This is a genomic window from Flagellimonas spongiicola (assembly GCF_023502425.1).
In the GTDB taxonomy this organism is placed as follows: domain Bacteria; phylum Bacteroidota; class Bacteroidia; order Flavobacteriales; family Flavobacteriaceae; genus Flagellimonas; species Flagellimonas spongiicola.
This window is the reverse complement of the sequence record NZ_JAMFMA010000001.1, coordinates 173,073-186,915: the sequence shown is the minus strand read 5'-3', so window position 1 is coordinate 186,915 and position 13,843 is coordinate 173,073. Positions and strand designations below refer to the sequence as shown.

The 13,843-nt window shown below is 37.3% G+C and carries 19 protein-coding genes and 1 other RNA gene; 11 read left to right on the top strand and 9 right to left on the bottom strand.

Translation table 11 applies throughout. The features are described 5' to 3' along the window. Positions 1 to 10: 10 nt before the first annotated feature. From M3P19_RS00955 to M3P19_RS00940, 4 genes are all read left to right on the top strand, one after another. On the top strand, positions 11 to 616 hold the full coding sequence (locus tag M3P19_RS00955; RefSeq protein WP_249655740.1) for a hypothetical protein: 606 nt from the start codon (positions 11 to 13) through the stop codon (positions 614 to 616). Between the two features lies 1 nt (position 617). Next, complete coding sequence (locus tag M3P19_RS00950; RefSeq protein WP_249655739.1) at positions 618 to 914, top strand: winged helix-turn-helix domain-containing protein; 297 nt, start codon at positions 618 to 620, stop codon at positions 912 to 914. A gap of 50 nt (positions 915 to 964) precedes the next feature. Next, a complete protein-coding gene (gene creD / locus M3P19_RS00945) occupies positions 965 to 2,323 on the top strand; it encodes a cell envelope integrity protein CreD (protein ID WP_249655738.1) in 1,359 nt (452 codons plus the stop codon). Between the two features lie 119 nt (positions 2,324 to 2,442). Continuing rightward, positions 2,443 to 3,561, top strand: a complete 1,119-nt coding sequence (locus M3P19_RS00940; protein WP_249655737.1) for an Sb-PDE family phosphodiesterase — start codon at positions 2,443 to 2,445, stop codon at positions 3,559 to 3,561. On the opposite strand, the gene M3P19_RS00935 is transcribed toward M3P19_RS00940, so the two are convergent. Together M3P19_RS00935 and M3P19_RS00930 are read right to left on the bottom strand one after the other, a co-directional pair. Beyond that, positions 3,558 to 3,833 (bottom strand): hypothetical protein, encoded by a 276-nt coding sequence (locus M3P19_RS00935; protein WP_249655736.1) that lies wholly within the window; start codon positions 3,831 to 3,833, stop codon positions 3,558 to 3,560. The genes M3P19_RS00940 and M3P19_RS00935 overlap by 4 nt on opposite strands. A gap of 83 nt (positions 3,834 to 3,916) precedes the next feature. Further along, on the bottom strand, positions 3,917 to 5,122 hold the full coding sequence (locus M3P19_RS00930) for an NAD(P)-dependent oxidoreductase (protein ID WP_249655735.1): 1,206 nt from the start codon (positions 5,120 to 5,122) through the stop codon (positions 3,917 to 3,919). A gap of 290 nt (positions 5,123 to 5,412) precedes the next feature. On the opposite strand from M3P19_RS00930, the gene ssrA reads away from it, so the two are divergent. Continuing rightward, positions 5,413 to 5,812, top strand: a transfer-messenger RNA (tmRNA) gene (gene ssrA / locus M3P19_RS00925). Positions 5,813 to 5,886: 74 nt separating this feature from the next. On the opposite strand, the gene M3P19_RS00920 is transcribed toward ssrA, so the two are convergent. Both M3P19_RS00920 and M3P19_RS00915 read right to left on the bottom strand, forming a co-directional pair. After that, positions 5,887 to 6,459 carry a hypothetical protein gene (locus M3P19_RS00920; protein ID WP_249655734.1) on the bottom strand — a complete coding sequence of 191 codons (573 nt, stop codon included), beginning with the start codon at positions 6,457 to 6,459 and terminating at the stop codon, positions 5,887 to 5,889. A 17-nt stretch (positions 6,460 to 6,476) separates the two neighbouring features. Further along, positions 6,477 to 6,638, bottom strand: a complete 162-nt coding sequence (locus M3P19_RS00915) for a hypothetical protein (RefSeq protein WP_249655733.1) — start codon at positions 6,636 to 6,638, stop codon at positions 6,477 to 6,479. A gap of 111 nt (positions 6,639 to 6,749) precedes the next feature. On the opposite strand from M3P19_RS00915, the gene M3P19_RS00910 reads away from it, so the two are divergent. Both M3P19_RS00910 and M3P19_RS00905 read left to right on the top strand, forming a co-directional pair. Further along, a complete protein-coding gene (locus M3P19_RS00910; protein WP_249655732.1) occupies positions 6,750 to 7,043 on the top strand; it encodes a helix-turn-helix domain-containing protein in 294 nt (97 codons plus the stop codon). Positions 7,044 to 7,160: 117 nt separating this feature from the next. Beyond that, positions 7,161 to 8,120: a TIR domain-containing protein gene (locus tag M3P19_RS00905; protein ID WP_249655731.1), complete on the top strand. Its 960-nt coding sequence runs from the start codon at positions 7,161 to 7,163 to the stop codon at positions 8,118 to 8,120. Positions 8,121 to 8,129: 9 nt separating this feature from the next. On the opposite strand, the gene M3P19_RS00900 is transcribed toward M3P19_RS00905, so the two are convergent. Further along, positions 8,130 to 8,414, bottom strand: a complete 285-nt coding sequence (locus M3P19_RS00900; protein WP_249655730.1) for a hypothetical protein — start codon at positions 8,412 to 8,414, stop codon at positions 8,130 to 8,132. A 316-nt stretch (positions 8,415 to 8,730) separates the two neighbouring features. Between M3P19_RS00900 and M3P19_RS00895 the strand changes: the two genes are divergently transcribed. The 4 genes from M3P19_RS00895 (at position 8,731) to M3P19_RS00880 (ending at position 11,047) form a co-directional block, all read left to right on the top strand. After that, positions 8,731 to 9,396, top strand: a complete 666-nt coding sequence (locus M3P19_RS00895) for a hypothetical protein (RefSeq protein WP_249655729.1) — start codon at positions 8,731 to 8,733, stop codon at positions 9,394 to 9,396. Positions 9,397 to 9,508: 112 nt separating this feature from the next. Further along, on the top strand, positions 9,509 to 9,700 hold the full coding sequence (locus tag M3P19_RS00890; RefSeq protein WP_249655728.1) for a hypothetical protein: 192 nt from the start codon (positions 9,509 to 9,511) through the stop codon (positions 9,698 to 9,700). Positions 9,701 to 9,721: 21 nt separating this feature from the next. After that, on the top strand, positions 9,722 to 10,816 hold the full coding sequence (locus tag M3P19_RS00885; protein ID WP_249655727.1) for a hypothetical protein: 1,095 nt from the start codon (positions 9,722 to 9,724) through the stop codon (positions 10,814 to 10,816). Beyond that, positions 10,817 to 11,047, top strand: coding sequence for a hypothetical protein (locus tag M3P19_RS00880; protein WP_249655726.1), 231 nt, complete (start codon positions 10,817 to 10,819; stop codon positions 11,045 to 11,047). It abuts the gene before it with no gap. A gap of 102 nt (positions 11,048 to 11,149) precedes the next feature. Here the strand turns inward: M3P19_RS00880 and M3P19_RS00875 are convergent, their stop codons facing one another. The 4 genes from M3P19_RS00875 to M3P19_RS00860 form a co-directional block, all read right to left on the bottom strand. Continuing rightward, the gene (locus M3P19_RS00875; protein WP_249655725.1) at positions 11,150 to 11,746 is read right to left on the bottom strand and encodes a super-infection exclusion protein B; all 597 of its coding nucleotides are present in this window, start codon (positions 11,744 to 11,746) and stop codon (positions 11,150 to 11,152) included. Positions 11,747 to 11,820: 74 nt separating this feature from the next. Continuing rightward, a complete protein-coding gene (locus tag M3P19_RS00870) occupies positions 11,821 to 13,116 on the bottom strand; it encodes a phage terminase large subunit (RefSeq protein WP_249655724.1) in 1,296 nt (431 codons plus the stop codon). Continuing rightward, positions 13,091 to 13,468: a hypothetical protein gene (locus tag M3P19_RS00865; RefSeq protein ID WP_249655723.1), complete on the bottom strand. Its 378-nt coding sequence runs from the start codon at positions 13,466 to 13,468 to the stop codon at positions 13,091 to 13,093. Before M3P19_RS00865 ends, M3P19_RS00870 begins: the two co-directional genes overlap by 26 nt. A 10-nt stretch (positions 13,469 to 13,478) precedes the next feature. Next, positions 13,479 to 13,841, bottom strand: a complete 363-nt coding sequence (locus M3P19_RS00860) for a hypothetical protein (protein WP_249655722.1) — start codon at positions 13,839 to 13,841, stop codon at positions 13,479 to 13,481. Between the last annotated feature and the right edge of the window lie 2 nt (positions 13,842 to 13,843).

Below are 13,843 nucleotides of genomic sequence, written 5' to 3'. Positions count from 1 at the left end.
TACTTTTAATATGGAATCAAAAAAATACTTAGAAGACATTACCGAAATCAAGGATTTGATGAACCGGTCTTCACGTTTTATATCCTTAAGTGGTTTATCTGGGATTCTTGCAGGTATTTATGCCATATCTGGTGCCCTCATTACCTACGTGTTCTTTTTGCCCAAAGGTGATTATGTGGTTCTCCACAGTTGGAATTTTAGAATGATCGTAGGTATTCTGATAGCGGTTGCCGTTTTAAGTTTTGTTACGGCATACCTCCTTACCTCCAGAAAAGCAAAACGTAACAACGAAAGTGTTTGGGATGAAACCACAAAAAGACTGTTGATCAATTTCCTAATACCATTGGTAACGGGTGGGATCTATATACTTATCAAACTAAATAGTCAACACTACGGGCTTACCGGTTCGCTAATGCTTATTTTTTACGGCCTAGCCCTGGTAAACGCTTCAAAATATACCATTGGCAACATAAAATACTTGGGCTATACCGAAATAATCATAGGTCTGATCTGCGCAGCTTTTCCAGGTTACGGCTTCTGGTTTTGGGTGCTTGGATTTGGTGTGCTTCATATAATTTATGGAAGTTTGATTTACTTTAAGGAAGAGAAAGCTTAGCATGGGTATCATTGACAATATCAATAAACTTTTTGACCATAGGATTCGATTGGGCATTATGTCCATTCTTATGGTCAATGAGGAGGTAGACTTTAACCGGTTGAAAGAATTGTTGGATGTTACGGATGGTAACCTAGCGAGCCATACCAAAACTTTGGAAAAGGCAGCATATATCAAAATCGAGAAATCTTTTATCGGTAAAAAACCCAATACCCGCTATTCAGCTACCAAACTGGGTAAACTTTCATTCAAAAAACACATTGAAGCGTTAGAGCATATCATTAAATCACAAACATAAAATTTTTTATCAATACACTTTGTTTTTCAAAGTACTTTTAATTTATAATTATGACAACAAATAGACAGAAAATCGGTAATTGGTTTAGAAATTCCATTTCGGCCAAAATGTTAACAGTAGGATTCTTGATCTTAATTCTACTTATACCTTTGGGCTTTGTAAAAGACTTGATTCGTGAACGTGGGTTTAGACAAGCCGAAGTCATTGAGGAAATCAATACCAAATGGGGCAATCAAGTGGTGCTTAATGGGCCCATCCTTAAAATACCATACCATATCTACGTTGAGGAAAAGGTCTTTGACGAAAAAACAAAGACCTTCCTTACTTCGCAAAAACCAGAACGGCACTATGCGTACTTCTTTCCATGGGAACTGGATATCCAATCCAAAGTACAGACAAAACCATTGGAGCGTGGTATTTACGAGTCTGTAGTGTTTTCATCAGAAAATGTTATCAAGGGCAAGTTCGCCAAACTCAATTTCGCTGTCAAGGAGATTAAAGAGGAGGATATTCTTTGGGATAAAGCTACTTTGCTTTATAAAACCTCCAATTTAAAAGGAATCCGAAATACGGTAAAGGTCGGTCTTGGGGAAAAAGAGTATGCACTTAAGCCCAAATTTGACAATTCCTTCATGAACACTTTGGAATCCGGGTACCTTTCCGATTTAGAAAACATCCAGGAACAAGCCCTTTCCTTTCAATCCAATATTAGTATCAATGGTAGTAATCAACTACAGTTTATTCCCATTGGCAAGGAAACCATGGTGAACATGAAATCCAATTGGCATTCCCCAAGTTTTAATGGAAACTTTTTACCGGATACTGAAGGAAAGAAAATAACGGATGCCGGGTTTGAGGCCAAATGGAAAATACTGGAGACCAACAGAAGATTTGGGCAGTATTTTTTTGACAATCTCCCAGACCTTTCCCAGTTTTCATTTGGCACGGAATTCTTGGTACCGATAGACGACTACCAAAAAACAGAGCGCACCAGCAAATATGGTCTAATGATCATAGGCCTCACATTATTGGTGTTTTTGTTGATTCAGATAAGCAGTAAAATTCCTATTCATCCGTTTCAGTATTTAATGATTGGATTGGCCTTAGTTATGTTTTATACACTTTTGATTTCCATATCCGAGCATCAAAACTACCTAGTAGCCTATTTAATTTCTAGCATTGCGGTTGTTGCATTGATCACCACCTATTCCCGCTCCATCCTGAAACATCCAAAATTCACGCTCCTGGTCCTGGGATCCATGTTCAGTTTGTATGCATTCATTTTTGTAATCATTCAGCTAGAAGATTTTGCTTTGCTGGTCGGCAGCATAGGTCTCTTCATAATTCTGGGCATAATTATGTTCACTTCACGAAAAATTGACTGGAATGGAATGCAGGTCACCGAATAAGATTGTTGTGTTGTCCCTTCGCTAGGGACAACACTCTTTATGTTTTTGGGTTGTTATAAATCGAATTGCTGATCAAAAATGGATGCAATCGTTTCTTAACTTTGGAAAAAACCAACCATATGAAACCTTGTATTTTCTTCTTTGTTTTTTTAAGCAGCAGTTTACTGTTTTCCCAAGATCATTCACATCAAAGTAATGGAGCACTTAGTTTTCCAGATGTACCAGGCTATAAAACCTTGACTACGGATTTTCACCAGCATACGGTATTTTCCGATGGAAGCGTGTGGCCAAATATCCGAATCATGGAAGCGTTACGTGATGATTTGGATGCAGTCTCTATGACCGAACATTTGGAATACCAGCCCCACATCAAAGATATTCCGCACCCAGATAGAAACAGAGCCTATGAAATTGCCTTGGCAGAGGCTAAAAATCATGAATTAATGGTCATAGCCGGTTCTGAAATAACCAGAGATGCTCCCGTAGGCCACAGCAACGCCATATTCATTACCGATGCCAACAAACTAATTCATGATAAGGCGGAGGACGCTTTTGCAGCAGCAAAAGAACAGGGTGCATTTGTATTTTGGAACCACCCTGCCTGGTACCCACAAAATCCAAATGGCAATCCAAAACTCAGTGATTTTCAAAAAGAACGGATAAAGAATGGGGAATTACATGGCATTGAGGTAATCAATGATGGGGATTATGCAGAAGAGGCATTGGCATTGGCATTGGAGCAAAATCTCACCATAATGGGAACCAGTGACATACATGGTTTGATTGACTGGCATTTTAAGGAAGAAGGACACAGTAGACCCATAACTCTTGTTCTGGCCAAGGAACGTTCCAAGGCATCAATTAAAGAGGCGTTGTTTGCTGGCAGAACCGTGGCTGTTTTTGATGATTTGATGGTTGGTAAAGCGGAAAACTTAAATCCGTTATTGAAAGCTTCTGTTCAAATTGAAAGTGCTACTTACATCAACAATACGAGCGTACTCCAGGTAAAATTGAAAAACAATACCAGTTGCGATTTGCTATTTGAGAACGAAATGCCGTATACCTTTTATTCCAATGCACCGGTTTTCACGCTAAAGGCCAAAAGTAGTACCACCCTGCAAATCAAAACCTTGGAACAAAAAGAGGTATTAACCCTAAAATTGAAAGCGCTACGAGCATATGTGGCACCAAAAGTACATCCTGTGATTGAATGGCAAGTTAATGTGAAGAGTAACTAAGCTACAGAAAACAAGGGGGAACCATTGATCTCACGATCAAAATCCGCTTTTAGTAGTTCAATATATTGTTCAGGAGTTTTGGTGGATATCCAGACCCATTGTTTTTGGAAATCAACATCAAAGTGAAAACAGGAAAAATCCCCACAACTTTCGCTATCTAATTTTGATAACAAAAACTTGGTGATTTTAGGCCTCAACCGATATTCTAAATCGATGCAAGCACGTTTTATTTCTGGATCAGGGGTTCCAGCAACTACCCAATTGAATTTCACAAGTTTAAAACTTAGGAAAGATCAATATACAAAAAAGAAGCAAGTAGGAAAGGTAGGAATTCCAGGACTCGACCAAGGCTAGTTTATTCTAGACCATCAACATAATTTTGAAGGTAAGCGTACCGTTCAGTGAGCTTTCCATTTTGTGTCATCCGTGCCCGTTCCAGAATTCCATCTTCATCGTTATTAAAGAATGCCGGAATCACGTATTTGGAAAATGCTTCCCCAAATCCGTTACTGGCATCGCGTGGCAATTCGCATGGCAGATTATCAACGGCCATTACCGCTATGGCCTCTGGGTCCTTAAAATCCACCTCTGATTCCGTTTCTGGGTGATACCCGTAAATTGGGTCGGCGATGGTACTTGGTTTTATTGTGGAAGCCACTGGTCCATCTATATCACAGCTTACGTCGGCCACCACCTTGATTTTAAAGTCAGGATGCTTGGCGTCCTCCCTGGTGTACAAATAAGGAGCACCATCTCCATAAAAATGCCCCGCTATATAAAAATCGGTTACTTCAGTAAACCGGAAGAAATTGGATTTGTATTCTTCTGGGTTGGCAAAAAAATCTGCCTTGTTCCCTCTTACACCGTCTTTGCGTTTGTTGTATTCCGATGCATCAATTTGGCAATAAACAGGTTCATCGAAGGATTCTTTCAGGTATTCGGAAACATTGACCCTTTTTAGACCCATGGCATCCAACATTTCACGCGAGCCGTTGCCAACCCGGCCCCTACCCGTCAACAATATCTTGATATTCGGTAATTTGATTTTGCGCAGTTCATCTATCAAGGCTTGCTGATCTTTTAAAGTCTCTGCCATGGGCAAATCGTACATACCAAACTTTAGTCCGTAGGCCCTAAAACCGTTGTAAGCGCCTACAATTCCAGCGTAACGGCCAAAGGCGACCAAGCGCGGCCCTTTAGAGCTGGTAATAACCTCATGATCGTACAATTCAATATTTTTTTCCAAGATGGCACGCAAAAGGTCCCGGTTATAGGGCTGTTTTTTAATGGTATGGGAAAAGAAAAAGTATTTCTTATTCGGTATCAATACATCAATGGGAACTTCCTTTACCCCCAACAACACATCACAAGCTTCCACATGCTCCACTACAGAAATGCCCAAATCTGAATATTCTTGGTCTTGGAACACGCGTATTGGGGAAGTTTCCACTTCTATCTGTGCCTCCGGAAAGCTAGACAGGACATTTTGACATTCTTTTGGGGATAGGACCACACGGCGGTCCGGTGGGGATTTTCGTTCTTGAATGATGCCGAATTTCATTAATTATATAACTTTTTGAATTGTTATTGTTACAAACATAACTTTTTAGTTGTAGGATTTCAAAACTTTTTTTGGAATGCTTTTTGGGGTACATTTGCAGGCCGTACCAAGTTTTAAGCTTGGCAAACGTACATAAATAGATTGATTTTGCGTTAGGGATAGCGGCAAGTACCCGCGAAGCGCGTACAGCCAATAGCCCGACCCTTTGATGCTTGGGTTACGAAGTTTGATTAACAAGCGAAGTAGACCAGCGAAAAAGGGAAACGCCCAAAACAGTTCTTTGATAAATTGGGGCCGACCGGTATTGACAGCGAGACCAGTTGGATTGTAAGCATGCCGAGCTATGAAATTAATGCTCGTTAATATCTATTTCAACCTTTTTAAATGGCGATAATAACTACGCTTTAGCTGCTTAATTGACTGAATTACAGTAAGTCCTAGCCTAGTCGCGCCAGGCGCGAAAGCTAAATGTCCCTTGGTAGCCCTTGTTGACGGCGACCTTTTTTGGGGCACCATAAAAGTCAACATAGCGCTTTTGTAGCTTTGACAGAAGTGTAAAATCTAAAAAGCTAAGGATACAGTAGGCGGTTTTTGGTCAGCTGTATCACGAAAACTGAACAAAGACTAAGCATGTAGAAAGCAATGCGATTGCTTGTTTGGACGAGGGTTCGAATCCCTCCGGCTCCACCATATACCCTCATTATTATAGACATAATGGGGGTTTTTAATCACGGTTGACAATTTGGTAGACAGTTTTGGAAGTTTTAAGACGGATACTCCAATGTTATCTCATTTACTGACTCCAAAAAGTTTTTGACTGAAGTAAAGAATTTCGAAAAATCCATTTTCCCATTCATGAATGCAATGTAAACCTGGAAATAAAAATCATTGAAGTCTTGGTCATAAGGAGGTTTATCCATTGATTTTATTTCCTCATATGACAAACCTAGGATAGTATAGTCAATTCTACTGGTAAGATTGAAATTTACCTCGCAGAGATCATTTAGGAGAAAACTTAGCTGTTCTAATTTTTTCATCTCTTGGTAGAATCTTTCAATATGAATCTCAGACATCCTATAGGCAGGATTCAACATTCTATCGACAACTTTATGGAATATCTCAACATCCACTATTTGTCGCTCGCCTAGACTTTTTAAAATTTCATTGACCTTATAAATCTGTTGTATTAAACAAGTTACCTCAACAGCATCCATCAGTCGACGGTCATCAGCTTCACCGAGATACTCTGGTCGCTCCACCATGAAATATCTATGAAAGTGCATTTTCTCGCCTTCCATTACCTTACTTTTCAAATCATTGTCTGCTAAAATTGTCATATCATTTGGTTTTAAAATTAATTCAGTTTTGAGACCAACGTTCTAAGTTGCTCTGCACTTTTATTTAGTTTGATTTTATTTTTTTGATTTGGAGTGTTCCGGAACTCCGATATATTGCTCCAAAGAGCATCGAACGCCCCTCCTAATTGTTCATTGTTGTTGATTTTCAATCGTAACATATACCTATAAAGTTGATTAATATGGTCAAATATACACCACATGTATAACTTATCCAAATACATTTATACTTAATTTGTATATTTTATATATTCATTATACTTTTGAAGTATATGTTTAGAGTAAAAGAAGTGCTGAAAGAGAAAGGCACAACAGCCACGGCCCTAGCCGATAAACTTGGAGTGTCAAATAACACTATTACCCGAATTGCAAATAGCACTGCAAAACCAAGTATTGATTTATTAGACAGAATAGCTAGTGAGCTTGATGTTGATATACGTGAGTTGTTTAAACCTAGTAAAGGTGGAGAAATGCTGAACGGTTTTGTGCAGCATAAGGATAAAGTTTATACCATAAACTCCCAAAATGACTTACAAAGATTGCTCAACCTTTTAGAATCTTCCTAATTACGCATTTTCTGTTTCGCACATCTTTAGAGTCATGTTCTAATTATTGCATTAGATTGTTTCCTTGAATCGAAAGTGGAATTGTATCTATATTTGGTAGAACATTAAGATTAACACATGCACTCACCTGCCCCAAAATATTGCCATTTAACGGGACTTGAAACTACTCCCACCCAATCGAATTCTGACATTGCAGAATACACAATTGAAGTAAATGGCAAGACGATAAAATTTGGATTCCTTTGGGATCATAATAACTCCAAATTCGTAAATGATCATCAGCATATTTTTAAGGGGCTGATATTAAATGGACATTTCCCCGAATATTACGAAGACCCAAATAAACCTTACTTTGAAAATGAACAACTGGAAAAAATCATAAGGAATTCATCATTTCCCAAAACTCCAGAAGATAAATTGAATTATCTATTAAACCATCTGCACTCACTTCAAGAATTCCAAGGTTCTCCGATTAACCCAGTTGATCACAAACTCCTTACAGAAGAGCTGGCACACAAATTGTTCTTTAAAAATTTTAAAGAAATGCATTTCTATCTTGCGACACTACAGAACATGGGTTTTGTCAGTTATGGAAGCAGAAGTACGATGGATGGCCCTTCAATCACCGACATCAAGTTCACCTATAAAGGTCTATCCAAAGTCATTGAACTCAATGAATCTGGCAACCTTTCCGATAGGTGTTTCATTGCAATGTCATTTTCCAAAGAACAGCTTAAAACGAGGGAATGCCTAAAAGAAACAATTACCGAATGTGGATATCATCCTATCTTGATCGACGAGCAGCATTTTGATGCAGACATAACAATTAATGATGCTATAATTGCTGAGATTAAAAAGTCGAGATTCGTCGTTGCCGATTTCACAGAACAAAAATGTGGTGTATATTTTGAAGCTGGATTTGCTGTTGGGTTAAAAAGACCAGTCATTTATTCTTGTTCCCAAGAAGATTTTAAGAATACACATTTTGACACCAACCATTACCCACATGTAATCTATGAGTCTCTTGAGCAGCTTCGAAGCAAATTGAAGGCAAAGATTGAAGCTTGGATTAATTGAAATTCATCGTTACATCCCTTGCTTTCTCTTGACTTTGTTCCCATATTTTCTTGCAATATTGATGTAATCCCCCAAGATTTGCTCTTTCAATACCTGAGAATTTGAATCATTATGCGAGACAGGCACTCGTTGTTCCATTTCTGACCGAAAATCCCTAATCATCTTCAAAAGTCTTTTTTCAGCTTGAGTAGGTGTGTTGTAGAAAAACCCATCGTTAATATCTTCACGAAAGCTATAGTAGTGCCTTTTAAGCACATTTTTGCAGATTTGATGATATTGCTCTTCATTTATCATGGTAAAAATCCAAATTTATGGATATATTACAATTTAATGAAGTTAAAGTTTTGGGTAATTTAGGTGTCTGATTATACAACTACAAACCGTAAAATGAATAGTACAATTTCCAAAAAATGAATAATACAGATTTTGCATCAATTAAGCCTTTAATAATCAGGCTTTTGTACCTATTTTAGAGTGTACTATTTAATTTTCTATTTGGGCAGTCAAATATTTTGAAAAAAATAGCCCGAGTTCAGCAAATACAATAGATGACATAAATTTACCAAAATGTACTATTCATTTTTCCAATTCAATTCATTAATCAAAACAAATGGAACTTAGCCCTGAAGACTTCAAAAATTTAGCACAAGGTATTCAAGCAATCTTAATCAGTGTAGTTGCAATAATTGGAAGTGCTTGGGGTATTTTAAAATTTAAATATACCAGGGAAAAGGAAAAGGCTCAACATGAAATTGACAAAATCAAGAAGGAACTCCAAAAGACCCAAGGCATAAAAGTTGACATAAAAACTGAGTATTTTAAAAATACCAATGACTATGACCTTATTGTCGAAATAGAATTAGAAAACCCCAGGTCGACTATGCGTGTAGTTTATACCGATGGACACCCTGTCCTTTTGAACAGGTTGACATCAAATCGAAAGGGAAGGTACGACTATAAAGAAGTTGCAAAATCAGGAATATATTCTGCCGCACCAGAAGAAAATTATGATATTCAGTGGTTATCCTCTATATGTTTGCTGCCAAATACACCAACTATATTTCATGTCCCATTTAAAGTGGAAGAACCAGGGATTTATGCAGTATCCTTAGTATTGGGCAGTGATCGACCTTTTGAAGAGATTCTGTTATCGGAAGAAGATAAAGCAACAAACGAAAAATCAAATCTTCATTTAAGGAAAATCCGAGAGGATATGGGGCAGCCTCATTCTGTGGAAAATTATGATTTGATTGAAAGAATAGTTAAAATTGAATAAATGACTCACTTCATTACATTATGATTAGCAGAAGTACAAATTCGAGTAAATTCCTGTAATCAATCTTAATTATGTATAATCAATTGTTATGCTGAAGCCCTATAAATTAGCTATGAAAATTCAGGAAACTGATGATTTCAAACAGGTCATTTGGAAGAATTATTTAGAACACAGCAATGGTATGACAATGAGAGAATATGCCACAAAAGAAAAAAAAATGTTGTTGATGGGGAATTATGGAGTAGAAGAATATCATATTCCAGTCAAAGCTTATATCGATTTTCTAGATGAATTAATTTACTAAACCAAAAAACAGCCAACAAGAATGAATGTTGAAAGATTACATAGGGTTTTAATCGATTTGAAAAATGACTTACAAATCGAAAAAACGGTTGCACTACTACTCTCTGTAAATAATAATTTACAAAAACAAGTAAATCAACCAAACCAACCCACCCATCAATCAAACCTAGCTAAAAGTCTAAAGGATTTGTACAAATCTTTAGAAAATTCTGCTTATAATACTTACCCCCCGGGATGGAAGGCTGTTATCACCCAAATTAGTCAGGGCACTAACCTGGGTATTGAGTTGAAGAACGAGATAGAAAATGTAATTACTTCAAATAAAATCGTCCCAACAATTGCACATGAGCAGATCAAAACTATTTATAATAATCTGTCAAGGTTTATGACTGGAATAGGCAGTACATTAACAGGTCTTGAAATTTTAGGTATTGAAAACGAGGAGTTAGATGATGGGCAGTGCGAACTTGGCTATTCTATTCCAAGAGAATATGTGGACAATAAGCTTTCAGCTCTAAAAAAAGAAATCAACGAACTTAATTTTATCCTTGATCATATTACCGAAGCCATCTTAGGAGAAAAACTAGAATACAAGGTAAAGACTATTTCTTCAAGTGATTTCATATTATATGTCATAATCGGCTTACAAGTTGCTGACGTCTTATCTAAAGCTCTGGAAAGGATGTTAACTCATTATAAAACCATTCTTGAGATACGCGAATTGAGAAATAAATTGAATGAAAAAGGAGTGCCAGAATCAAAAACCAAATCGGTAGAAAGTCATGTTAATGGCATGATGGTTGAAGAAATAAGAGCAATTGCAAAAGATGTCATTGAAGAGCACTATGAAGAAAAAAATCCTCGAAAAAATGAATTGGAAAATGGATTGATTATCGCGTTAAATAAACTTGCAAACCGAATAGATCAAGGGTTTAAAGTTGAAGTGCGGGTACAATCTTTACCAGAGCCTGAAGAAGAGGAGGAAACAAACAACGAATATGAAAAAACAAAAGCTATTATTGACTCGATAAAAGCCCATGCTCAGAACATTGATTTTATCGAAACAAAAGGTGAATCCATTCTTAAGCTTACTGAAAATATTGAAAAGAAAGATTAAATGGGCTGGCTAATTGTGCTCTTCTTTTTCATTGTACTACCAATCCTTGGCTATCTGCTCTTTACAGGTATTTTTGATATGTTCTTTAAGGCTGGTGATGTAGACTTAAATTTATCTCCAAGAAAATACATTGATAAATCAACTCATTATCATTATCACGATAATCGACAAATTCACATTGATGGAGAGAGATTTAATACTTTAAAAAAAAATACCGACGAAAATCCATAAAAATCAAAGCCCAAATCGACCAAATTGTCATCTATTGTTATAAACTACTAAATATCAACCACTTAATATCAATTGTTTGGAGCCCCTGAGTATTGCGTCTTGCTATGACCAATGACTCCATTTGTCTATCCAAGGAGGACGATTATTCGCTATAAATTCTTTATCCTCTTCGGTCATTTCTTCCTGTAACTTTAAATCAATATGTTCTAACTCCAGATATTTTAGTGCATATTTCCCGATTGACATTGGAACTCGCATACCTGAAGTTATTGCAGAGCTTCCAAGCACATTGTTAATCTTTAAAACATTTTTATCAACTAGTCCTGCTACTGTTTGATTATCCATAGGCATTTCCATAGAGCTTCTGCCTTGAATAAACATTTCTCTAAGTACTGATTTTTCATGAGGATCAAGATGAACTAAAACTTCTTTTAAATTAGTCTTGGCCGCTATAAATTTTATCTCACCCCTTACATAATTATAAACCCAAACTATCATGTTTATTATTGATAAAATTCCAGTAGAGATAAATATCAACCCTATTATCCATCCATATTTATTTCTGGTCTCAATCAAGTGAAGCCTTCCTAAAAAATCATCAGGAGAGAAAAGAACAATAGCTGAAGTTATAGCAAACAATAAAAAAAACTTAGCGGGTAACTTAGTAAGATCAAATAGCCCTTTTAATACATCCATCATATTTAGTTGACATGTTTTTTATAAAATTAAGTTATACCAAATACAATTTTCTTAAAATTCGAAATGAACGACAATTACATTACTATAAAGTAATCTCCTTTCTTCAACTCAAAGTAATACCTCATCATGATAGAATCCCAATCATCAGGGCTTCTTCCTAGTTTTTCTTTAACTGTTTCCTTTGGAATGATCATTAGCTTGCCATCCCTATCCATGTCTTTCATTTTGACCTGTTCCATTTCTGCGATAACTAGGTCTTTGACCGTTTCAGATTGTGACAGTTCTCCCGCTTCCCTTGCCTGAATCTTTTTAGCCATCTCAATACTGCATTGACTCTTAAGATTAGAGTAGTTCTGACCCTTTAATGCCTTGCTATTATTCACAAAGCCCTTGCACTTTAGCATATCAACTACACCGCCACCAACTCCGTCCTCGTCTGCTATAGTCTTGGATAGACTTACTGAGTATTCTCTCATTACCCGTCTAGCTAAATCCACAACCTCTGTAGCCGAGCTTTTTGGTAGTTCATATCTCTTTACACATAGCCACCCGTGCCAGACTCTAAAAACCGTTTTATCCTTTCCATATCTAGCGACGTCAATAGTCAAATGCATTGTTCCTTCCCTTTGTAAATGCACAGGATTGAAATAGTCATCAATTGCATCCTTGCTTATCAGGGCTGAAGGGTCGTCGTCATAAAGCCAGTTCCCGTAGTATAGTCTTTCTTTGCTATCATTGTCCAATGACAATAAGGATTCTAAATATGAAGAATGTAAATGCGGATTGTCTTTAGGTAGTGCCTGGATAAACTTTCTATGGTTGGGTAAATCGCCTTTTCTGTTGCGTTGGTAAAATTGATGATAAACCCAATTTTTAGCAGGATTACACGTGCCTAGGATCTTGGGGATACGGTCGAACTCGTCCAGCTTATACCTAATCCTGGATTTGACAATCTGCCAAGCTTTATACGTAATTTGGTTGCACTCATCAATAAATGCTCCGGTAATCTCCAGAGAACCTAAAGAATCAAATTCAGGGTCACTTGGATATTGAAATAAATCCTTTAACAATATCTGACTTCCATTTTGGAATTGGATGATTTGCTTTTGCGAGTTGTAAGTATATTGTTCGGTTACTTCCAATATCTTCCCTAACTCAAAAAATGTATTTAGCGTTGTTTCTCTAAGGTTCTTCAATTTAGACCTCCCCATAAGCCATCTGCTGCCAGGATATCTTTGGCAGGCTTCTAAAATCCATAAACAACCCAGCGCGCTTTTTCCACCACCACTAGCGCCTCCGTAAAGTAATTCCTGAGTGGAGCTATCCTTTAGGTAGCGAACCGCTTCAATCTGTTTCGGTAGTAGCTTCATCACCTCCAAGGGATATTATATTCATAGGTTTATTGTCTGTTGTGTGATCCAGATAGGTCTGTGAGAGCTTCTTACGCTCTTCATTGGTGGCTATCAACTTCATAAGTGCCATTTGCAGAGTTGCATTATCAGATTCTCTCCATTTCTTCCGGAGTTCAACCTTAAGTGCAATCCTGTTTTTACCTAATATTTCTTTTAGCTCATCCAATTCATCCGAATCTGCGGGAAAATGTGAGTAAAAAGTTGACCTTGAGCAAGGAAGCAAGGACACAACATCCTCAATGAAGAAAAGGTTGTGTCTTTCAGTTTCCTTTATTGCCGTAGCAAATAATTCACTTTTATCGTAGGCCATGTTCAAATGTTTATAGGGTTCTTAGATATAGATTGCTCCATTCAGAGTAATCCTTTGCGTACTGTGGGTTATTCGCAGATTTAAGGGGATTATCTTCTCTCCAGTTTCTCTCGAACAAACCCATTGTCCTACCCTTCTCTTCTGGCGAAACATATCCTGACCATCCAGGTAATTCTACAACGAGACCCTTCCATCTTTCCACTATTGGCCTTAAATGGGCTATCGGTTTGTGGTGTTTTGTCGCAAGGTTCACAATTGTTTCAGCTACAAATTGCTCTCTCCTCTCTTCCAATGGAGTGTTATAGTCCTTATTGTATTCCTTTGTACACTCCCAAGTGGATTTCTCGATTTCTCTTTTTTCAATTTCCGTCATCA

What these genes read in the sequence shown, in the direction of transcription:
- M3P19_RS00955 (WP_249655740.1), top strand. Translation starts at nt 11, where the DNA reads ATGGAATCAAAAAAATACTTAGAAGACATTACCGAAATCAAGGATTTG.
- M3P19_RS00950 (WP_249655739.1), top strand. Translation starts at nt 618, where the DNA reads ATGGGTATCATTGACAATATCAATAAACTTTTTGACCATAGGATTCGA.
- creD (WP_249655738.1), top strand. Translation starts at nt 965, where the DNA reads ATGACAACAAATAGACAGAAAATCGGTAATTGGTTTAGAAATTCCATT.
- M3P19_RS00940 (WP_249655737.1), top strand. Translation starts at nt 2,443, where the DNA reads ATGAAACCTTGTATTTTCTTCTTTGTTTTTTTAAGCAGCAGTTTACTG.
- M3P19_RS00930 (WP_249655735.1), bottom strand. Translation starts at nt 5,122, where the DNA reads ATGAAATTCGGCATCATTCAAGAACGAAAATCCCCACCGGACCGCCGT.
- M3P19_RS00920 (WP_249655734.1), bottom strand. Translation starts at nt 6,459, where the DNA reads ATGACAATTTTAGCAGACAATGATTTGAAAAGTAAGGTAATGGAAGGC.
- M3P19_RS00915 (WP_249655733.1), bottom strand. Translation starts at nt 6,638, where the DNA reads ATGTTACGATTGAAAATCAACAACAATGAACAATTAGGAGGGGCGTTC.
- M3P19_RS00910 (WP_249655732.1), top strand. Translation starts at nt 6,750, where the DNA reads ATGTTTAGAGTAAAAGAAGTGCTGAAAGAGAAAGGCACAACAGCCACG.
- M3P19_RS00905 (WP_249655731.1), top strand. Translation starts at nt 7,161, where the DNA reads ATGCACTCACCTGCCCCAAAATATTGCCATTTAACGGGACTTGAAACT.
- M3P19_RS00900 (WP_249655730.1), bottom strand. Translation starts at nt 8,414, where the DNA reads ATGATAAATGAAGAGCAATATCATCAAATCTGCAAAAATGTGCTTAAA.
- M3P19_RS00895 (WP_249655729.1), top strand. Translation starts at nt 8,731, where the DNA reads ATGGAACTTAGCCCTGAAGACTTCAAAAATTTAGCACAAGGTATTCAA.
- M3P19_RS00890 (WP_249655728.1), top strand. Translation starts at nt 9,509, where the DNA reads ATGAAAATTCAGGAAACTGATGATTTCAAACAGGTCATTTGGAAGAAT.
- M3P19_RS00885 (WP_249655727.1), top strand. Translation starts at nt 9,722, where the DNA reads ATGAATGTTGAAAGATTACATAGGGTTTTAATCGATTTGAAAAATGAC.
- M3P19_RS00880 (WP_249655726.1), top strand. Translation starts at nt 10,817, where the DNA reads ATGGGCTGGCTAATTGTGCTCTTCTTTTTCATTGTACTACCAATCCTT.
- M3P19_RS00875 (WP_249655725.1), bottom strand. Translation starts at nt 11,746, where the DNA reads ATGATGGATGTATTAAAAGGGCTATTTGATCTTACTAAGTTACCCGCT.
- M3P19_RS00870 (WP_249655724.1), bottom strand. Translation starts at nt 13,116, where the DNA reads ATGAAGCTACTACCGAAACAGATTGAAGCGGTTCGCTACCTAAAGGAT.
- M3P19_RS00865 (WP_249655723.1), bottom strand. Translation starts at nt 13,468, where the DNA reads ATGGCCTACGATAAAAGTGAATTATTTGCTACGGCAATAAAGGAAACT.
- M3P19_RS00860 (WP_249655722.1), bottom strand. Translation starts at nt 13,841, where the DNA reads ATGACGGAAATTGAAAAAAGAGAAATCGAGAAATCCACTTGGGAGTGT.